We start from the raw sequence: 18487 nt of genomic DNA, 5'->3' as shown, positions 1-18487 counted from the left end.
GGCGGCTGGGGTGGAAGCGGTATGAGCGAAAGCAGTGATTTCCACGGCCGGTTCGTGACGTTGGAGCCGATCAGTCAGCGTCATGCGGACGATCTCTTCGCGGCATTGACAGGGGCCGACCTCGAAGACCTCTGCCGCTTCATGGCGGACCGTCCGACGCATGATCGCGAGGCCTTCGCGGCTTTCGTCCAGCGACGCGAGACGTCGAAAGAGCGGCGCTACTATGCCTGTGTTCCGGTGGGTGGTCGGGCCAGCGGCTTTCTATCGTTCCTGCGCGATGAACCGGCGCATCGGTCGATCGAAATCGGCGATGTGTTTTTCGCGCCGCCGTTGCAGCGATCGGCCGCCGCGACGGAAGCGGTTTATCTGATGGCGCGTCATGCGTTCGAGACGATGCACTATCGGCGGCTGGAGTGGAAATGCGATCGGCTCAATGCGCCGTCCTATCGCGCCGCTCTGCGCTATGGCTTCACCTTTGAGGGCGTTTTCCGGCAGCACATGCTGGTTCATGGGAAAAGCCGTGATACGGCTTGGTTTTCCATGCTCGATCGAGAGTGGCCGGCGCGTAAAACTGTGTTCGAGCGTTGGCTCGATCCTCAGAATTTTGATCCGCAAGGCCAGCAGCGCGAAGCCCTTGGCGCGATGATGGCCAAGTCGGTTTCTGGCACATAATGCCGTCGGCGGCCGACGATATCGTTGCGCTTTATCGCCGGCACGCTCGCGCCTGGTCGCGGGCGCGAGGCAACCGACTGATGGAAGGCGCTTGGCTCGAGCGGTTTTGCGCATTGCTGCCAGCGCAATCTTCCATTCTCGATATCGGATGTGGTTCTGGTGAGCCCATGGCAAGCTATCTCACCGAACGTGGGTTCGATGTGACTGGGGTCGATTCATCACCCGAGATGATCGCGATGTTCGTGGACCATTTTCCGCAGCAAGAGGCGGTGGTGGCGGATATGCGTAGTCTGTCGCTGGGCAAGGTCTTCCATGGGCTCATCGCCTGGGACAGTTTCTTTCACCTGTCGGCGGCCGATCAACGGACGATGTTTCCCGTCTTTCGTCAGCATGCATCGGTGGGCGCGGTTCTGATGTTCACCAGCGGGCCTTCCGCAGGGGATGCGATTGGCGAACTGGAGGGTGAGCCGCTTTATCACGCCAGTCTCGATGCGGATGAATATCGGCGTCTGCTTGAGGCCCAAGGGTTCGAGATCGTGGCGCATGCGGTCGAAGACCCTGCCTGTGGCGGCCACACCATCTGGCTTGCGCAACTGGGCTAATGCGCCGGCCAGCGCGCCCGGCAATTCTTCAAAATTTTCGCGATGGGTCCTTGCACATTCTGAGTTTCGATATATCTTATTTATCGATATATCGAATTTTTCGATGTATCTAAATGGATGTAAGTAACTATGAAATTTCACAAATTTGGCTGTTCCGAGGGATGGCATCGCGGCCGCCACATGGGCGGAGACCGCTATCTGAAAGGTCCGGAAGGGCATCGGTTTGGTCGCCATGGTGGTCGCGAAGGCGGCCGGCGCGCGCGGCTGGGCCGCTTCTTCGAACATGGCGACCTGAGACTGGTCATCCTGCAGCTCATCGCGGAGAAGCCGCGCCACGGCTACGAGATCATCAAAGCGATCGAAGAGAAATCCAACGGCGTCTACACGCCGAGCGCCGGCACGATCTATCCGACGCTGACGCTCTTGCAGGAGATGGGGCAGCTCACGGTGAGCGAAAGTGCCGATGGCCGTAAGCTTTATACGCTGACGGAAGAAGGTGCTGCGGCGCTCGCCGCCAATCGTAAAACCGTCGATGCGGCCTTTGCCTATGTCGAGCAGGTGGGCGCAGCGCGCGGTCCGCAGCCGACACTGCGGGAAGCTTTCCACCGACTTCGCCAGGCTCTGCGCCAGCGCCTGTCGGAAGGTCCGATCGACGAGGCCCAGCTCCAGGCGATTATCGCCAAGCTCAACGAGGCGAGCGAGATCGTCACCAAAACTGATAAATCGGCCTGAGACATCGGGCCGATTTGCCAAACACGAGAGCAGGTTGGCCGTAGAAGCGGCATTATTGATACGATTTTCGGATCAATATCTCTTATCTTTGCAATTATCGGAAGAGAGATGATCGCGTATCCGAAGGCCCATGAGCCTGATCGACGTATCTCCGACCTTCTCTCAGCCGATCGCCGCTCCGAAAAAACCGGCGCGGCAACGCAAAGTGTCCTGCGTTTTGATGCGCGGCGGCACCTCGCGCGGTCCTTTCCTGCTGGAAGAGGACCTGCCAAAGGATGAGGCGGCGCGCGACCAATTCCTGCTGACGGTGATGGGCTCGCCCCATCCGCTACAGATCGATGGGCTCGGTGGCGCTAATTCGCTGACCAGCAAAGTGGCCATCGTCGGCCGCCCGTCCCATCCGCTCGCCGATGTCGATTATCTCTTCGCCCAGGTCGCGATCGACCGGGCTGCGGTCGATACCGGGCCGAACTGCGGCAACATGCTGTCCGCGGTCGGCCCGTTCGCCATCGAAGCCGGTTTGGTCGAAGCGCAGGACGGCGAAACCACCGTCCGTATCTTCAATCGCAACACCAAGAGCCTTGTCGAAGCGGTCATTCAGACGCCTGGCGGCGAAGTCGCCTATGACGGTGACACGATGATCGATGGCGTCGCGGGTTCTGCGGCGCCCATTCGCTTGAGCTTCGGCGATGCGGCCGGCGGCAAGACTGGCGCTTTGTTTCCGACGGGCCAACGACGAGAGATGATCGAAGACGTCGCCGTGACGCTCATCGACTATGCGATGCCGATGATGCTGGTGCGGGCCGATGCAGTTGGGCTGGCCGGTGATGAAGCGCCGACTGAGATCGATGCCAATACGGCCCTCTATGCCCGCCTTGAGCGTCTGCGCCGTGAGGCGGGTCGCCGCATGGGGCTCGGCGATGTGACGGGACGGGTGATCCCTAAGATCGGTATTCTGTCGCCGGCGCGGCACGGGGGTGCCATCACCTCGCGTTATCTTGTTCCCGATTCCTGTCATCGCGCTCATTCGGCGACTGGCGCGCTTTGCGTTGCCGCCGCCGCGCGGCTTGAAGGAACGATTGCTTTCGACATCGCCACGCCGAAAGGCGAGGCCGTCGCCGTGGAACATCCCAGCGGTCAGATCACCGTCGCCATGCAAGTCGATGGCGAGCGTGTTCTGCGCGCTGAACTGGTGCGCACGGCGCGCCGCATTTTTGAGGGCCGGGTGCTCGTGCCCGCCTCGCTTTACGACGACCACTGAAACTGAAAACTGCGATTCTTGTGGAGGGAAACATGCTCACTCGACGTCTCGTTCATGCTGTTGTGATTGCGACTCTGGCTGGTCTTGCACCTGCCGTCGCGCAGGAATTTCCGGAACGGCCGATCAAGCTGATGGTGCCTTATGCGGCCGGCGGCGGCACGGACGCCATTGCGCGCCTCGTCGCGCAAGCGGTCAGCGAGAAGCTCGGCCAAACCATGGTGGTCGAAAACAATGGCACGGCCGGCGGCAATCTTGCGTCGCAGATCGTCGCGACGTCGCCGGCCGATGGTTACACCGTGTTGATGGCCAACCAAGGCCCGATGGTGGTCAATCCGCACATCTTCAAGAACATCAAGGTTGATCCGCTGCAGGCTTTCGAGCCCGTCACGCTTCTGACCTCGGCACCGTTGGTGCTGGTCGTTCCGGCGAAGTCGCAGTTCAACACGATTGCCGACTTCCTCGATTTCGTGAAGAAGAACCCAGCGAAACTCAGCTATGGCAGCGCCGGCAATGGCTCGGCCAGCCATCTCGCTGCCGTGCTGATGGCGCAGTTGGGCAATCTCGACATCACCCATGTGCCGTATCGCGGTGCCGGCCCGGCGCTCAACGATCTCGTCAGCGGCCAGACCGATTTCATGATCACGACCATGCCGTCCGTTTCCGGCCTGGTTGCCGCTGGCACGGTGAAGGCGCTGGCGGTCACCACCGAGAAGCGCACCAAGGCATTGCCGAATGTGCCGACCCTGGCCGAAAGCGGCATCAAGAACTATGAGACGGGCGCTTGGTATGGTTTCGTGGTGCCGAAGGGTACGCCGCCGGAAGTGGTCGCCAAGCTGCGCACCGCCAGCGTCGATGCGATCAATAGCCCGTTGATCCGCGAGCGCTTCGCCAACGAGGGCGCTGAGCCGATTGGATCGACGGCCGAAGATTTCCGCAAGATGATGGTCGAGGAATCGGCGCGCTGGGCGGATGTGGTGAAAAAATCCAGCACCATCATCAATTGATCGGCGAATGACACTCTTGTCGGGCGCGTGATTGCGCCCGACAATGCCGTATGCGGATCAATTTCGAACTTCTCGACTTGCGAGCCTTTTTGGCGGTCATCGATTTCGGTGGCTTTCATCGGGCTGCCGATCATCTGGCCATGTCGCAGCCGGCGTTGACGCGCCGCATCCAAGGGCTGGAGGCCGCGATCGGTGCGCCGTTATTCGAACGCTCGACGCGCAAGGTAGCGCTGACGGCGATCGGCCGGGGCCTTGAACCTTTGGTTCGTCGCATGATCGACGAGCTGGAAACATCGCTTCTCTCGATCAGCGATCTCGGCCGCGTGCAGCATGGGCAGGTCAACATCGCCTGCATTCCGACTGCCGCCTTCTACTTCCTGCCGCGCGTCGTTCAGGCTTTCAACGCGCTCTATCCGCGTATTCGCTTTCGCATCGTCGATGAAGGGGCGGGCGAATGTCTGGCCAGCGTGGCGCGCGGCGAAGTCGAGTTTGGCCTTAATCTGCTCGGTGCCTCAGATCCCGATCTGACCTTCACGCCGCTGTCAGATGATCCTTTTGTGCTCGCCTGTCGGCGCGATCATCCGCTGGCCGAGCGTGACGATCTGACCTGGGCGGACTTGCAGGACATGCCGCTGATCGGCGTCAGTAAGTCGAGCGGCAATCGCGTGCTGCTCGATACGGCGCTGTCGAAAAGCGCCATCCGTCTGCAATGGCTCTGCGAGGTCAACCATCTGTCGACTTCGCTGGGGCTCGTAGAAGCAGGCTTGGGTGCTTCGGTGCTGCCACGTCTGGCGACGCCACAAGGCGACCATCCGATCATCATCACCAAGACGATCCGCGATCCGGTGATCCGGCGAACGATCGGGATCGTCGAACGCCGCCATGTGCGGCTTTCACCTGCCGCGCAGCGCTTTCGCGATATGCTGGCGGCGAGCTGGAGCGATTGAGCCTCTGATAACGACCCGGCGCGTCAAATTCACGGCGGATTACAGCAGGGTGCGGATATTGCGATTTGCGCCGCAATATCCGCTTTCTGCGGACTTCAATTCGTCAGCGAATCATCTTTGGTTTCCCGAGCGCAGATCGTTGCGATGAATGTAATCGCTGCGAGCAGGATCAACATTACCGATACGCCGGCCGTACCGCCCATGTAGCCGGCGAGCGCCGTCGCGATAAGGGGCGCAAAGCCGCCGCCGAGCGCGGCCGCGACCTGGAAGCCGACGGAAGCACCGCTGTAGCGCACGCGCGTGCCAAACAATTCAGGAAAATATGCTGATTGCAAGCCGAACATGGTGCCGTGCCCGAAGCTGAGCGCCGCGACGATGGTCAGCGTGATGATTTGCGGGTCCTTAGTTTCGATCAGCCAGAATAGAGGAAAGGCGAAAGCGAAGGTGAAGAGTGTACCGGCGAAGTAAAATACGCGCCGTCCATAAAGATCCGACAGATAGCCGAAAAGCGGAATCGTGATGACCTCGACCAGCGCGGCGATGAAGATTGCATTCAAGAGTAGCGTTTTTGGCAGTTGGAGTTGCGACGTCGCGTAGAGCACGACGAAGATCGTCAGGATGTAGACCCACGACACTTCGGAAATCTTCAATCCCACCGCGATGAGGAAGTTTTTCGGATTCTTGGAAATCACTTCGAGCAGTGGATTTTCCGAAATGTCGCCGCGTCGCTTGTTCTCTTCGAAGACGGGCGATTCCGGCACGCGGGAGCGCACAAGCCAGCCGACGCCAAGCAGAACAATGCTGAGCAGGAAGGGAATGCGCCATCCCCAGGCTTTGAAATCGGCTTCAGGCAGCATCGTGACTAAAGCGAAGACCCCGGAGGACGTGACGAGGCCAAGCGGGAAACCGATCTGAACCAGGCTGCCAAAAAAACCGCGCCAGCGTGATGGCGCGTGTTCCAACACCATCAGAGATGCGCCGCCCCATTCGCCGCCCAACCCGATGCCTTGGATGAGACGCAGCGTGATCAGCAGAATTGGCGCCCAGATTCCGATCTGGTCATAGGTCGGCAAAATACCGACGGCGAATGTGCCAAGCGCCATGATGATCATGGTGATCATCAGCATGGTTTTTCGGCCGATCCGATCACCGTAGTGACCGAAGATGGCGCCACCAATGGGGCGCGCGAGAAAGCCGGCGGCATAAGTTCCCAGCGCGGCGAGCGTGCCGGTGAGCGGATCGATATTGGGAAAGAACAAGGTGTTGAAGACAAGCGCCGCTGCGGTTCCGTAGATCAGGAAATCATACCACTCGATGATTGTCCCAACCGAGCCGGCGAAAACGACGGAGGCCATGCCTCCTTTCTTTTCCTTTTCCTGCACAACGCCAACGGCCACCGATGGATTGCTCATGTTTCGCCCTCGCCTGTTGAGTGGGTTACGTGGATCGTCCTTAACGCAGCATCGCTTTATATATTTCCTTTTGGGAAACATTTTATTGGCGTGGGAAACTGAGTCAATATAGGGATAAGCCTGAAATAACGGCATTTTTTGCTCAAAAAGCGCTCTAGTCGCCATCGAGATGGGCAACTTTCGTCTTGAAAAAGTTGACTTTAAGGGCGGGCTGTTTTTATATCCGCTAATGCAGTCCACGACCGACCGGCCCATCACTTTCGCCATTTTTGTCTATGATGACGTTGAACCGATCGATATCGGCGCGACTTATGGTGTGCTTTCGATCGCGCGACGGATCATTCCGCAGATCGAGATGTTTACGGTTGCGCGCCAAAGCGGAGATGTCCGCCTGACCAATGATCTGATGATGCGCGCGCACCACGGATTTTCCGATTGCCCGCCCTTTGACATCATGATCGTAACCGGCGGCCCTGGTTGGCAGGAGCAATGCCAAGATCCGGAAACTTTGAGCTTCCTGCAGAATACGGCTTCGCGAGCCGATGTGGCCTCGGTCTGCACGGGCGGCATGATCCTTGCCGCCGCGGGCCTGCTCGACGGACGAATGGCAACGACGCGTCGGCACGGCGTTTCTGGCGAGAATACGCCTCTACAACGGATGAGAACTGAATATGGCCGCGTGAAGCCAGTGGAAGCGCTGATCGTCGATAGTGGTGCGGTCGTGACCGGCGGCGGTGTGAGCCTTGGTATTGATACGATGCTCTATGTGCTTGGCCGCCTCTATGGAGAAGCGAAGGTCAAAGAGGTCGCTAGGCTTCTGGAATATGACAGAGCGAGGGCCGCCAATATGGCTCACCTGACAATCCATCAGGTCGAGCCTGTCCGATAGTGCGGTCGGCGAGAATGTGATCCGTCGCCCGCGCTCAATCGGTCTGCGCGGTGCGATCCAGAAACCGCCATTTTTCCGGAACTTCATGCCATTTTTGGGCGTCTGGCAAAGGCATTCGTGGGCGTGCCTGCGGCCATTGAGCAGCGAGTTCCGCATTTAGCGCGCGAAACCGGATTTGTGCTTCCGGTAGCCCGTAGTCCGGGTAAATCGCATTGACCGGACAGACCATTTCGCAAAGGCCGCAATTGGCACAAGCGGCGGGGTCGATAACGACGAAATTGACGCCGTCACGGAAGGCCTGTTGAGGGCAAACCTCGACGCAATCTGTGTATTTGCATCGGATGCAAGCTTCCGTGACGACGTAGGTCATGGCAGGCAGCTCTCAGGATTTTTGAAAGCCCGCGGTATTGAAGAATATGTTCGGCTTTCGATAGACGGCGAGAAGCAGGCAGCCTTCGTCAGAACGTGTCTCGTGCATGGAGCCAGAATGCCGGTAAACGTACTGACCGGCGTGGCAGATGCCATCGTGATCGTAGAAGGAGCCTTCGAGCACGAAGCTTTGTTCAATCTCGGGATGCTTGTGGAAGGGGAGAACCGCGCCTGGCTCCCATTTAAGTAGGACCGTCATCTCGCCCTCTTCATCGTTACGATAGAGGACTTTCATCCAGATTTTCTCGAACTGCGATTTCACCCATTCCATCTTGGTCGGGTCGACATAGACAGAGCCATTGGGGGTTGGTTCCAGTTTGCCTTTCAAACGCTCGGCAAATGGACTTGCGGTCATCTGGGGGGCGGGCGTGGACATAGGTTGATGTCTCCTTTGGTTCGCCGCAGGCATCGTCGCGACGGGAGGTCAACATATGTATCCTAATAGGAAACAAACGGCAAGGCCATGAGATCTTTGCGACAACGCGCGTCCGGGAAGCTGCTTGACGGGCGTGGGATTTGTCGATTTTCGAGCCGCGGTCGCGTATCCCAATGGGATATTTTGTGGCCGACGACGCTATATTGAGATGATTCCCGAGTAGGGGCATTCCGTCCGGCGGCGAGTGACTGAAAGCGCAAGAGAATTCGAAAATGGCTGGAAAAACAAAGTCAGGAATTTCGAGGAAACAAGCGGCGCGCGCAGGCCGTACCGAAGCCGCCGAGGTCGATCATCACGCCGGGGTGCCGAACGAAGCCGCGGACGCCAGTGCTGCCGTGCAGTTCTCGATTGGCAGCCGGCTGCGTAGCATCCGAAAAATGAAAGGTCTGACGCTTGACGTTTTGGCCGACCAGATAGGGCTCACGAAAGGCTATCTATCGAAGGTCGAAACCGGCCAGAAAGTTCCCCCTATCGCGACGCTTGCGCGGGTCGCGCATGCGCTGCAAATCGACGTTGCCACTTTGCTTCAGAGCGAAAAGGGCGCGGAGAAAGCGGTCAACACCGGCGTATCGTTGATCCGCGCGAATGAGCGGCATGAAGTCGTTCGGGGCGGCACCGCTTTCGGCTACGATTATCAGGCGTTGGCTCATCACATCGACTCCAAGCATATGGAGCCGTTCATCTTCACATTTCCCGCGCAAATTCTCCGTGAAGTTCTCTTCGAGCACGAAGGCGAGGAGCTGATTTTCGTTCTCAGCGGGAAAGTTGAGTTTCAGATCGGCGAGGAAATCTACGAGCTGTCGCCAGGCGACTGCATCTATTTCGATTCCTCGATTCCGCATCGCGGGCGCGGTTTGAAAGGGGACGCGAAGGCCATCGTCGTTATCTGCCCGACCGCAACATCGCGCTGATTTTGTAGAAGCGTCCACACTCGCAGAGTGCGAGCGTGGACGGCTGTCTGGCGGCGCGTAGGGAGCTTTACTGAAGTCGCTTGAGGCCGATCGGCTTGGCGCCGTCCTTCATCCATTGATCGACGCCATCGGCATCAAGCTCGAGCTTGTGGCCCTTGCGGGCGTGCAGGACGAGATGGCCGCGCTCCAGATGCCAGCCAATCGGATCAAAAATCACGATTCCCTGGTCGCGGCAGGCTGGGGCCAATTGGGCGCGATTCATGCCGCGGCCACGGCCTTGTTCTGACAAGGTGACCATACAGCCGGTGTCACGGCCGCTCTCGCGGATCACTGCATAGCGGCCAGCTATGTCGGACATGCGCTGAGCCGGAGCGGCGGCGGGGCGTTGCGTTTGCGAGCGTTGCGCCTGCATCTGACCTTGCGCCGGTGTTTGCGCCACGTTGTAGCGCGGCACCGTATCGACAGGTTTGCCGGTGTTGACCAGTTCGTAGGTCTCGCCTTCCGGGCCGGTCGCCTTCAACTCGCCATCCTTGATGGTATCGAACGTCAGCACGGGTTGGCCGCTGGCGGCATTGAGGACGATCTTGCCCGCTGCCGGCACATTCCAGCCGGTAACGTCCATCAGAACGGGCATGGCGCGACGGCAGCCGGCTGGCATGCCGATGAAGAGTTGTCCGGCGGCCGATGCGGCATCCTCGCGCAAGGTAAGGCGGCATTTGCGTTCGGTGTCATTCAGCGAGATGTCCCAGGTGCCGGCGGCTGCGCCGGAACTGGCCGGGGCGGCCGTCTGCGCGACCGCCGCCAGCGCGAGCGTTCCCGTGAAGCTGAGTATCCCAGCGACGATCGTTCCGGAAAGAATAGACGGGCGTAACATTACCCTGCGCCGCATGACCTGATCCTCGAATCGCTGCCACTTCGTTAGTGGAACCGTTCCATTTTGCCTATTTGCCGGCCCGGAGCCAAGGCGTCTCGGCAACGGGGGTGAGGACATCGCGCCCGGCGAACCAGGCATCGAGATTGTCCACCTGCAATTGGCCCATCGCATCGCGAGTGACCTGAGAGGCCGATCCGACGTGCGGCAAGAGGACGACGTGGTCCATCTGGATGAGTTCCGATGGAACGCGCGGCTCCTCGGCGAAGACGTCGAGGCCGGCCGTCAGGATGGTGCGATTGCGCAGCGCTTCGATCAGCGCCGCTTCGTCGACGATCGTTCCACGGGCGATATTGATGAGGACGCCCTGCGGTCCCAGAGCTTCGAGCACGGCCTTGTCGACCATGTTCTTCGTGGTGGGCCCGCCGGGCACGACAATCATCAAGATATCGCTGCGGCGCGCCAGTTCCAGCACGCTGGGCACGTAGGGATAAGGCACATCAGGTGCCTCGTTGCGACTGTGATAGATGACTTTGACGCCGAAGGCTTCGGCGCGGCGTGCGATGGCCTGGCCGATGCGGCCAAGACCCAGAATGCCCATTGTGCGGCCACGCAGAGACGCGGTGAGCTCGAATGGCCGCTGCAGCCATTTGCCGTCGCGCAAATAGCGCTCGGCGCGGGGGAATTGCCGCACCGCATTCAGCGTCAGGCCGAAGGCCGTATCGGCGGTTTCCTCGGTCAGCACGTCGGGCGTGTTGGTGACGCAAATGTGATGATCGCCGGCCCAGCGAGCGTCGACATTGTCATAGCCGACGCCGAGATTGGCGACGATTTCGAGTTTCGGCAGCCGCTGCATCAGCGCCGCCGAGATCGGATAGACTACGTCTTCAGCGAGGATCGGCGCGCCCGTTGCCACGGCGCGAATGTCGGAGGCGACCCTCGCCAGGGTCGCCTCCTTGTCGGTTTCAAGCCAGAGTTTGTGCACGCGGTAGCGCGCATCCAACGCCTCCCTGACCAGTTGCGGTAATGGCACTGGCATGAGGATATCGATCTGGCTCAAACTCTTGTCCTCCTAAAGCTGGCGTTCCGCGTCAGCGCTTCTCGATGCCGGCCTTGTCGATGACCGCCGTCCAACGCGCGATATCATCGGTCAAGCGCTTCAATGCTTCTTCCGGCGTACCAGCACGGGCTTCAACGCCAATCTGCAGCATACGCTTCTTGGTGTCATCCTCCGCCATCACTTCACGCATAATGCCGTTGAGCTTGTTGACGATCTCATCCGACACGCCGGCGGGAACGAAGATGGCGTTCCACGACAGCACGTCGAAATTGGGCACGCCGGCTTCCTGCGCCGTGGGCAGGTTGGGCAGCCATTGCGAACGGGCGCCGGACGAGGTGGCGAGTGCGCGCAGCGAACCATCCTCGATGTTGGTCTTCAGCGAGGCATAGGAATCGACGATGAGGTCGACGTCCTTGCGCATCACCGCCAGCATCAGATCGGGCGTGGTGCGGAAGTTGACGACGCGAATGTCGACGTTGGCCTGCGACTTGAACAGTTCGGCCGACAGATGCTGGGTGCTGCCGACAGCGATCGTGCCGATGTTGAGCTGCCCGGGCTTGGCACGGGCGGCGGTCAGTACATCGCCGAGGGTCTTGTAGGGTTGATCAGCCGCGGTGACGAAGATGAAGTCGAAGAAGCTGATGGTCGACACCGGACGGAACTGCTTCACCGGGTCGAACGGCAGTTGCTTGAACAGGCCGACGCTGATGGCCGTGCCGTTGGAGAACAAGGTGACCGTGTTGCCATCGGGTGCTGACGAAGCGACCGAGCGGCCCGCGGTGATGCCGCCAGCCGCCGGCTGGTTTTCGATGTAGAGGCGCTGGCCGAGCTTGTCGCCGATCTTTTCGGCGGCGATGCGCGCCGTGATGTCGCCGACGCCGCCGGCGCCGAAGGGCACGACGAACTTGATCGGGTCGTTCGGCCATTTGGCCTGAGCGAAGCTCACGCCCGGCAAGACCGCCGTCGCAGCGGCGGTGCCGAGCGCCTGGAGGGTGGAGCGGCGGGTCAGGCCAAGATGATTTGCCATCAAAACAATCCTTTACGGGTGGGAGATGTTGAATTTGCGTGCATCCTGCATGGAATCGACGCAGCTTCAAGCATGGCTATTGGAACAAGATGTCTCAGGTTTCATGGTCTCTTTCGCTGTCGTGCCAACGGCCGAGCAGCAATTGGGAAAGACCGGAGAAGAAGAGAAAGATGGCGATGCCGGTCACCGAGATGAGGACGAGGGCAGCGAACATGCGCGGGATGTTCAGCCGATAGCCCGCCTCTGCGATACGGAAGGCGAGGCCGGTACCTTGGCCGGCGGAGCCTGCCGCGATTTCGGCGACGATGGCGCCAATGAGCGCCAAGCCACCGCCGATCTTCAGTCCACCAAGAAAATAAGGCAGGGCCGACGGCAGGCGCAGCAAGGTCAATTGCCGCCAGCGCGAGGCGCGATAGAGCTGAAACAGCTCGACCAGGCTGCGATCGGCGGACGCCAATCCGATGACCGTATTGGAGAGGATTGGAAAGAAAGCGACGATGAAGGCGCAGACCAGCACGGCATTCTGCGCGTCGAGATAGACGAGCAGCAGGGGGGCGATGGCCACAATGGGCGTCACCTGCAAGATAACGGCGAAGGGGAAGAACGAGCGCTCCACCCATTTCCACTGTGAGAACAGCACGGCCAGCAGGACGCCGCCCGCGATGGCGAGCAGTAGGGCCGAAAAGGTGATTTTCACCGTGACCCAAAGCGAGCCTGAGAGCAGCGGCCAGTCCTTGACGATGGTCTGGGCGATCAGGCTCGGGGCTGGCAGCAGATAGGGCTGGATGTCGTTGAGGCGCACGACGGCTTCCCACAGGCCGATGGCGCCCAGGAAGACCAGAATCGGCAAAGCGATATCCATGAGAGAGCGTGTCGCGGCCCGCCGGCGTGGTTCGCTCATGCCGCTTGATCCGGCATGGCGCGTTGCAAGGCTTGCGAGGCTATACGGCAGTGCTCCGCATAGGCCGGGCTCAACCGGAAGCTCTCGTCCCGTGGCAGCGGCTCGGGAATATCGATCTCCGCGATCACACGGCCTGGCCTGGCCGAGAAGACGGCGATACGGCTCGACAGATAGACGCTTTCGAACACCGAATGGGTGACGAATACGACGGTCGTGCCAAGCTCGGTCTTCAAGCGCAACAGATCGTTGTTGAGTTTGAAGCGGGTGATTTCATCGAGCGCGGCGAAGGGTTCGTCGAGCAGCAGGAGCGGCGGATGGGTTACCAAAGCACGGGCGATCGACGCCCGCATTTTCATGCCGCCGGAAAGTTCGCGCGGATAGACGTGAGCGACATCGGCCAAGCCAACGAGCGCAAGCGCCTGCTCGATCTCTTTCGCGGCTGCCTTGCGCGATTGGTTGCGCAGACGCAGGGGCAGCCAGACGTTGTCGAACACGCTGGCCCAGGGCATCAGCGTCGGATCCTGGAAAACGAAGCCGATTTCGCGGGCTGCGCCAGCCTGCCACCTGACGGTGCCTTCCGAAGGCGGCATCAGCCCGGCGAGCAGGCGCAATGCCGTTGATTTGCCGCAGCCGGACGGGCCGAGCAGGGTCAGGAATTCACCATCGCCAATGGTCAGATCGAGGCCACGCAGGGCCAATGTTCCGTTGGCGAAGGTTTTGCTGACGCCACTGAGACGGGCGAGCATGGCCATCGTCAGTTCTTCGGCCGCAGGTCGAGCCCGACTTTCTTGTTCACGAATTGCAGCGTGTAGGACTTGCGATAATCGAGATCGGCCTTGAAGACCTTCGCCCTTGCCATCTTGTCGAAGAAGCTCTTCATGCGGGCTTCGGTCATGGCGCCGATGCCGAGCGTCAGAGAGTCACCAGAATCGACGATGCCGAACTCCTTCATCTTGGCGATGGAGAAGGCGATCTGCTCGTCGGTCATCTCCGGGTTTTCGCGCTTGATGAGCTCGTTGGCCTTGCTGTTGTCGCCGTACATATAATTGTACCAGCCGATGATCGAAGCATCGACGAAGCGCTGCACGAGATCGGGATTCTTGGCGACGAGATCTTTGCGGGTCTCGATCAAGGTCGAATAGCTGTCGAAGCCGTAGTCAGCCAGCAGGAACAGGTTGGGCTTGAACTTGCCGACTTGTTCGATGGCGAAGGGCTCGGATGTGACATAGCCCTGCTGGGCTGACTTCTTGTCGGCGATAAAGGGGGCCGGGTTGAAGTTATAGGGTTTTACGTTTTCGTCCTTGAACCCGTATTCCTGCTTCATCCATTGGAAGATGTTCACCAGCGTTTCCTTGCCGATGAAAACGGAGGCGCGGTTGAGATCGCTGAATTTGTCGAAGCCTTGGCCCGGATGCGACATGAAGACGATCGGGTCCTTCTGGAACATCGAGGCGACGACGACGATTGGGAGATTTTCCTCCACCGCCGAGAAGGGCGGAATCATGTTGGCGGCCATGTAGAAGTCGACCTTGCCGGCGACGAGCAACAGGCGATTGTTGGCTTGCGGGCCGCCGGGCAGGATTTTCACGTCGAGGCCATATTTCGCATAGGTGCCGTCGACGAGTGCCTGATAGTGGCCGCCGTGTTCGGCTTCCGCCAGCCAGTTGGTGGCAAAGGTCACCTTGTCCAGAGCCGAGGCCTGGGTGCTGGCCAACGCGGCGGCAGCCGCGAGAACGAAAGTGGTTAGTGCAAAGCGTTTCATGCTGCCTCCTGTTGGCCGATGCGGGCCCCCTGAGTGGGAAAGTCCGCGCATCTTTCGCCAGTCCGGCGGCCAAGTGCAAGGCCGCCGGTGCCGCAGGGGGCTGAAAAATCAGCTCATTCAGCAGTCAGAAGTTGTAGATCTTCCAGGAATAGGCCCAGGTCTCCGTCAGGCGACGGCGGCCGGCCTGGAGGTAGCAGGTCATCGTCGTGGTGTCGTCGGCACTCACTTCCAGGTCGAGCATGACGCGGAAGCCCTTGATGGCCGGGTTGGGCACCAAGAATTTGCGGAACACCTTGCCGTTGACCGCATCGGCGACGATTTCGACGGCATTGGGCTGGTTGAGATAGTAGGCGAGATCGCCTTCGTTGAAGTCGACCATGAAACGGCGGGTATTGTGGCCGACGGCCTCGGCCGAGCCGAGCGCATAGGCCGGGGCGTTGAACGTGTTCAGCACCTTGCCGAGCGGGTTGAGGTTCAGCCCGTCATGGAGGGAGCGCATGCGGTAGGCGAAGCTGAACTGCTTGCCCGCCTCGATCGGGGCGTTCGGGATGAAGGCGGTGATGATATTGTCGAACGTCTCGTCCTTGGTGGCGAGTTCGATCAACTCGATCCGGCCTTCGCCCCAATTGCCCTTCGGTTCGATCCAGTAGCTCGGCCGTTCCTCGTAGTTCAGCTCGATGTCCTGGTAATTGGCGAAATTGCGGTCGCGCTGCATCAGGCCGAAACCTTTGACGTTGGTGACCGGGAAGTTGTGCACTTCCTGGACCAGCGGATTATGGATCGGCCGCCAGATCCATTCGTCCTTGTCGGTGCGGATCTGCAGGCCGTCCGAATCATGCAGTTCGGCGCGGAACTCGTCGTATTTGTTGCGGTCGTTAAGGTGGCGGTCGTTCTCGCCGACGAAGAACATCGAGGTCAGGGGCGCCAGGCCCACCCGGTCGATGGGCTTGCGCGGGAATAGATTGGCCTCGACGTCGACAGGTGTTTCGGGGCCCGGCGTGAAGATGAACTTGTAGGCGCCGGCCACGGACGGGCTGTCGAGCAGGGCGTAGATCGTCAGCCGGTCCGTATTGGCATCGGGAGTGTCGATCCAGAACTCACGGAAAACTGGAAACTCCTCTTTGTTGTCGAGGAGGCCGGTGCCGATGCTGAGCCCGCGGGAGGAGAGGCCATATTTCTGACCGCGCCCGAGCCAACGGAAATAGCTGGCGCCGATGAAGGAGAGCAACTCGTCGCTGCCGCGCGGGTCGTTCAGCGGGAAATGAATGCGGAAGCCGGCGAAGCCGAGGTTGACCGGCAGCGGCTTGTCGAACTTGGCGCGGCCATAGTCGAACAGGTTGGCGGTGTAGGGAATCGGCGTGGCGACGCCGTCGCGGATCGTATTGATGGTGACCGGCCGCAGGAACAGATGGCCGAGGTGGAAGAGCTGGAGGCGGAAGCGGCCGCCGGTGGATCCCAGCAGCGAGCGGTCGGAGCGGAAGCGGATCTCGCGCCAGGCGTCGAAGTCGAGCTTGGTTAACTGCTCGGGCAGGGGCGTGACGGTGTCGTCATAAGGGGCAGCCGAGACCTCCCTGGCGCGCTTGATGACATCCTCGAAGCCAAAGGCTGGCTGGCCGGCCGGAGGATTGGCTTGTGGCTGCGGCGCAGGCGGTTTTTGCGTGGACTGGGCGCTGGCAGTGGCCGGAATCGCTGCCGCGGCGACTGCCATTCCGGCGACGATGGTACGGCGTGTCACTTCGGTCATGGCGCTCCCTTCAACGGGCTTTCTGGAGATGTATCGTCGCGAGAAGAGATGCCAGTAAAACGGTTTTGAAATGGCGGCAAGGTGTACTTCTGCGGCTGCCGACGTGGACGTATTGCCTCAGTTGGCAAAAAAAGTTGCAGATTACGAAAATATCACTTGAACCCAGCGCGATGATGCGTATTTTCCGCCTTGCCCAAATCGCACGTGCCTGTGGTCGTGTGTCGGTTGGCGGGGTCCGGACAAGAGGCCGGTTAACCGTCAGTAAAAACCGGCAGCCGGAGGCGAACCGGCGAACCCCGCCAAACGGGGGACGCGACTTAAAGCAACGACGGACCGGGCTTTTTCGTCTCTGCCAGACTCCAAACCTGGCTTACCGAAGAGGCTAGTCTTTCTTGCCGGGCGTGCGGAACGGGGTTCCCCCATTCCAAACGATGGCTTCCCAGACCACCCAAGGTCCATGGACATGTCCATGGCCGCAAGTGGCGCAAGAGCCAACGGCGCAGCACCCGACCGGGTGTGGTTTCGCTAGGGCGCAAGTCCTGCAAGCTGCTCACGGTCCCGGTTGATGCACACACGAACCTGCCGTGTCTCCACAGCGCGGCGGCAAATGTGCGCGTCCAACCACCCGATGTTTGATGGTTCGTGCGGCCGAGGCCGCGCCATTGGAAGGGATGCCGCGATGACCGATCGCATTCAGGAATTCTTCCGTGCTCGCCGTGCCGAAGGCCGCGACACTGGACCGTGCCTTGTCGTCGACCTCGAGGTCGTGCGCGACAACTACAACGCTTTTGCCCGGGCGCTGCCGGACACGCGCGTGTTCTACGCCGTGAAGGCGAACCCGCAGCCGGCCGTGCTCGATCTGCTCGCCAAGCTGGGCTCCTGCTTCGACACCGCTTCGGTGGTCGAGATCCAGCAGGTGCTCGCCACCGGCTGCACGCCCGATCGCATCAGCTTCGGCAACACCATCAAGAAGGAGCGCGACATCGCGCGCGCCTACGAGCTCGGCATTCGTCTGTTCGCCGTGGACAGCCTCGTCGAGGTCGAGAAGGTGGCGCGCGCCGCTCCGGGCTCGAAGGTGTTCTGCCGCATTTTGTGCGACGGTGCCGGCGCCGAATGGCCGCTGTCGCGCAAGTTCGGTTGCGTGCCGGAAATGGCTGTGAGCGTGCTCGAACATGCGCACCGTCTCGGCCTGACCGCCTATGGCATTTCGTTCCACGTCGGATCGCAGCAGCGCAATCCGAAGATGTGGGACGGTGCGCTGAAGTCCTCCGCCGGCATCTTCCGTGAGCTGGCCGAGCGTGGCATCCACCTGTCGATGGTCAACCTCGGCGGCGGCTTCCCGACGAAGTATCTGCGCGACGTGCCGGCGGTGAAAGCCTACGGTCAGTCGATCTTCCGCAGCCTGCGCAAGCATTTCGGCAACCGTATCCCGGAAACGATTATCGAGCCGGGCCGCGGCATGGTCGGCAATGCCGGCGTCATCGAGGCGGAAGTCATTCTGATTTCGAAGAAGGCCGAGGACGACAAGGTGAAGTGGGTCTACCTCGACATCGGCAAGTTCAACGGACTGGCCGAGACCATGGACGAGATGATCCGCTATCCGATCCGTACCGACGTTGACGGTGACGAGATGGAGCCGTGCGTGATCGCGGGCCCGACCTGCGATTCCGTCGACGTGCTCTACGAGAAGGAGCCGTATCTGCTCCCCGTCTCGCTGGAGATTGGCGCGAAAGTGCTGATCGAAGGCACGGGCGCTTACACGACGACCTATTCTGCCGTCGAGTTCAACGGCTTCCCGCCGCTCGAAACCCACGTGATCTAAGCGAA

The 18487-nt window shown here is 60.4% G+C and carries 19 protein-coding genes; 9 read left to right on the top strand and 10 right to left on the bottom strand.

The window, feature by feature from the left end; translation table 11 throughout:
- The first annotated feature begins 21 nt into the window (after positions 1-21).
- From OIM99_RS20450 to OIM99_RS20425, 6 genes are all read left to right on the top strand, one after another.
- Positions 22-672 carry a GNAT family protein gene (locus OIM99_RS20450; RefSeq protein ID WP_311852339.1) on the top strand — a complete coding sequence of 217 codons (651 nt, stop codon included), beginning with the start codon at positions 22-24 and terminating at the stop codon, positions 670-672.
- Between the two features lie 80 nt (positions 673-752).
- The gene (locus OIM99_RS20445) at positions 753-1274 is read left to right on the top strand and encodes a class I SAM-dependent methyltransferase (protein ID WP_311852338.1); all 522 of its coding nucleotides are present in this window, start codon (positions 753-755) and stop codon (positions 1272-1274) included.
- Between the two features lie 129 nt (positions 1275-1403).
- Positions 1404-2006: a PadR family transcriptional regulator gene (locus tag OIM99_RS20440; protein WP_311852337.1), complete on the top strand. Its 603-nt coding sequence runs from the start codon at positions 1404-1406 to the stop codon at positions 2004-2006.
- 130 nt (positions 2007-2136) lie between these two features.
- Entirely contained in the window at positions 2137-3267 is a 1131-nt protein-coding gene (locus OIM99_RS20435; protein ID WP_311852336.1) for a 4-oxalomesaconate tautomerase, read from the top strand.
- A gap of 32 nt (positions 3268-3299) precedes the next feature.
- Positions 3300-4271 carry a tripartite tricarboxylate transporter substrate binding protein gene (locus tag OIM99_RS20430; protein ID WP_311852335.1) on the top strand — a complete coding sequence of 324 codons (972 nt, stop codon included), beginning with the start codon at positions 3300-3302 and terminating at the stop codon, positions 4269-4271.
- A gap of 50 nt (positions 4272-4321) precedes the next feature.
- A complete protein-coding gene (locus tag OIM99_RS20425) occupies positions 4322-5218 on the top strand; it encodes a LysR family transcriptional regulator (RefSeq protein ID WP_311852334.1) in 897 nt (298 codons plus the stop codon).
- A 95-nt stretch (positions 5219-5313) separates the two neighbouring features.
- Here OIM99_RS20425 and OIM99_RS20420 read toward each other — a convergent pair whose 3' ends face one another.
- A complete protein-coding gene (locus OIM99_RS20420; protein WP_409371556.1) occupies positions 5314-6630 on the bottom strand; it encodes an MFS transporter in 1317 nt (438 codons plus the stop codon).
- Positions 6631-6859: 229 nt separating this feature from the next.
- Between OIM99_RS20420 and OIM99_RS20415 the strand changes: the two genes are divergently transcribed.
- On the top strand, positions 6860-7519 hold the full coding sequence (locus OIM99_RS20415; RefSeq protein WP_311852333.1) for a DJ-1/PfpI family protein: 660 nt from the start codon (positions 6860-6862) through the stop codon (positions 7517-7519).
- 34 nt (positions 7520-7553) lie between these two features.
- Here OIM99_RS20415 and OIM99_RS20410 read toward each other — a convergent pair whose 3' ends face one another.
- Complete coding sequence (locus tag OIM99_RS20410) at positions 7554-7889, bottom strand: ferredoxin family protein (RefSeq protein WP_311852332.1); 336 nt, start codon at positions 7887-7889, stop codon at positions 7554-7556.
- A 12-nt stretch (positions 7890-7901) separates the two neighbouring features.
- The gene (locus tag OIM99_RS20405; RefSeq protein WP_311852331.1) at positions 7902-8324 is read right to left on the bottom strand and encodes a cupin domain-containing protein; all 423 of its coding nucleotides are present in this window, start codon (positions 8322-8324) and stop codon (positions 7902-7904) included.
- 272 nt (positions 8325-8596) lie between these two features.
- Here OIM99_RS20405 and OIM99_RS20400 point away from each other — a divergent pair, with 272 nt between their 5' ends.
- Positions 8597-9295 carry a cupin domain-containing protein gene (locus OIM99_RS20400; RefSeq protein WP_311852330.1) on the top strand — a complete coding sequence of 233 codons (699 nt, stop codon included), beginning with the start codon at positions 8597-8599 and terminating at the stop codon, positions 9293-9295.
- A gap of 67 nt (positions 9296-9362) precedes the next feature.
- Here the strand turns inward: OIM99_RS20400 and OIM99_RS20395 are convergent, their stop codons facing one another.
- From OIM99_RS20395 to OIM99_RS20365, 7 genes are all read right to left on the bottom strand, one after another.
- Complete coding sequence (locus OIM99_RS20395; RefSeq protein WP_311852329.1) at positions 9363-10169, bottom strand: AprI/Inh family metalloprotease inhibitor; 807 nt, start codon at positions 10167-10169, stop codon at positions 9363-9365.
- 67 nt (positions 10170-10236) lie between these two features.
- Positions 10237-11226, bottom strand: a complete 990-nt coding sequence (locus OIM99_RS20390) for a 2-hydroxyacid dehydrogenase (protein WP_311852328.1) — start codon at positions 11224-11226, stop codon at positions 10237-10239.
- A gap of 31 nt (positions 11227-11257) precedes the next feature.
- On the bottom strand, positions 11258-12253 hold the full coding sequence (locus OIM99_RS20385; protein WP_311852327.1) for a tripartite tricarboxylate transporter substrate-binding protein: 996 nt from the start codon (positions 12251-12253) through the stop codon (positions 11258-11260).
- 94 nt (positions 12254-12347) lie between these two features.
- On the bottom strand, positions 12348-13154 hold the full coding sequence (locus OIM99_RS20380; protein WP_311852326.1) for an ABC transporter permease: 807 nt from the start codon (positions 13152-13154) through the stop codon (positions 12348-12350).
- Positions 13151-13906: an ABC transporter ATP-binding protein gene (locus tag OIM99_RS20375; RefSeq protein WP_311852325.1), complete on the bottom strand. Its 756-nt coding sequence runs from the start codon at positions 13904-13906 to the stop codon at positions 13151-13153. The genes OIM99_RS20380 and OIM99_RS20375 overlap by 4 nt, the downstream gene beginning before the upstream one ends.
- 2 nt (positions 13907-13908) lie before the next feature.
- Entirely contained in the window at positions 13909-14916 is a 1008-nt protein-coding gene (locus tag OIM99_RS20370; RefSeq protein WP_311852324.1) for an ABC transporter substrate-binding protein, read from the bottom strand.
- A 124-nt stretch (positions 14917-15040) separates the two neighbouring features.
- Positions 15041-16660, bottom strand: a complete 1620-nt coding sequence (locus OIM99_RS20365; protein WP_311852323.1) for a glucan biosynthesis protein G — start codon at positions 16658-16660, stop codon at positions 15041-15043.
- Positions 16661-17339: 679 nt separating this feature from the next.
- Here OIM99_RS20365 and OIM99_RS20360 point away from each other — a divergent pair.
- The gene (locus tag OIM99_RS20360; RefSeq protein WP_311852322.1) at positions 17340-18482 is read left to right on the top strand and encodes a type III PLP-dependent enzyme; all 1143 of its coding nucleotides are present in this window, start codon (positions 17340-17342) and stop codon (positions 18480-18482) included.
- Positions 18483-18487: the final 5 nt, after the last annotated feature.

Origin of the sequence: Methylocella sp. CPCC 101449 (assembly GCF_031921685.1) — a bacterium.
In the GTDB taxonomy this organism is placed as follows: Bacteria; Pseudomonadota; Alphaproteobacteria; order Rhizobiales; family Beijerinckiaceae; genus Terripilifer.
This window is presented reverse-complemented; position numbering and strand designations above follow the sequence as displayed.

Coding starts and splice junctions, on each gene's coding strand:
- OIM99_RS20450 (WP_311852339.1), top strand. CDS start 22: ATGAGCGAAAGCAGTGATTTCCACGGCCGGTTCGTGACGTTGGAGCCG.
- OIM99_RS20445 (WP_311852338.1), top strand. CDS start 753: ATGGAAGGCGCTTGGCTCGAGCGGTTTTGCGCATTGCTGCCAGCGCAA.
- OIM99_RS20440 (WP_311852337.1), top strand. CDS start 1,404: ATGAAATTTCACAAATTTGGCTGTTCCGAGGGATGGCATCGCGGCCGC.
- OIM99_RS20435 (WP_311852336.1), top strand. CDS start 2,137: ATGAGCCTGATCGACGTATCTCCGACCTTCTCTCAGCCGATCGCCGCT.
- OIM99_RS20430 (WP_311852335.1), top strand. CDS start 3,300: ATGCTCACTCGACGTCTCGTTCATGCTGTTGTGATTGCGACTCTGGCT.
- OIM99_RS20425 (WP_311852334.1), top strand. CDS start 4,322: ATGCGGATCAATTTCGAACTTCTCGACTTGCGAGCCTTTTTGGCGGTC.
- OIM99_RS20420 (WP_409371556.1), bottom strand. CDS start 6,630: ATGAGCAATCCATCGGTGGCCGTTGGCGTTGTGCAGGAAAAGGAAAAG.
- OIM99_RS20415 (WP_311852333.1), top strand. CDS start 6,860: ATGCAGTCCACGACCGACCGGCCCATCACTTTCGCCATTTTTGTCTAT.
- OIM99_RS20410 (WP_311852332.1), bottom strand. CDS start 7,889: ATGACCTACGTCGTCACGGAAGCTTGCATCCGATGCAAATACACAGAT.
- OIM99_RS20405 (WP_311852331.1), bottom strand. CDS start 8,324: ATGTCCACGCCCGCCCCCCAGATGACCGCAAGTCCATTTGCCGAGCGT.
- OIM99_RS20400 (WP_311852330.1), top strand. CDS start 8,597: ATGGCTGGAAAAACAAAGTCAGGAATTTCGAGGAAACAAGCGGCGCGC.
- OIM99_RS20395 (WP_311852329.1), bottom strand. CDS start 10,169: ATGTTACGCCCGTCTATTCTTTCCGGAACGATCGTCGCTGGGATACTC.
- OIM99_RS20385 (WP_311852327.1), bottom strand. CDS start 12,253: ATGGCAAATCATCTTGGCCTGACCCGCCGCTCCACCCTCCAGGCGCTC.
- OIM99_RS20380 (WP_311852326.1), bottom strand. CDS start 13,154: ATGAGCGAACCACGCCGGCGGGCCGCGACACGCTCTCTCATGGATATC.
- OIM99_RS20375 (WP_311852325.1), bottom strand. CDS start 13,906: ATGGCCATGCTCGCCCGTCTCAGTGGCGTCAGCAAAACCTTCGCCAAC.
- OIM99_RS20370 (WP_311852324.1), bottom strand. CDS start 14,916: ATGAAACGCTTTGCACTAACCACTTTCGTTCTCGCGGCTGCCGCCGCG.
- OIM99_RS20365 (WP_311852323.1), bottom strand. CDS start 16,660: ATGACCGAAGTGACACGCCGTACCATCGTCGCCGGAATGGCAGTCGCC.
- OIM99_RS20360 (WP_311852322.1), top strand. CDS start 17,340: ATGACCGATCGCATTCAGGAATTCTTCCGTGCTCGCCGTGCCGAAGGC.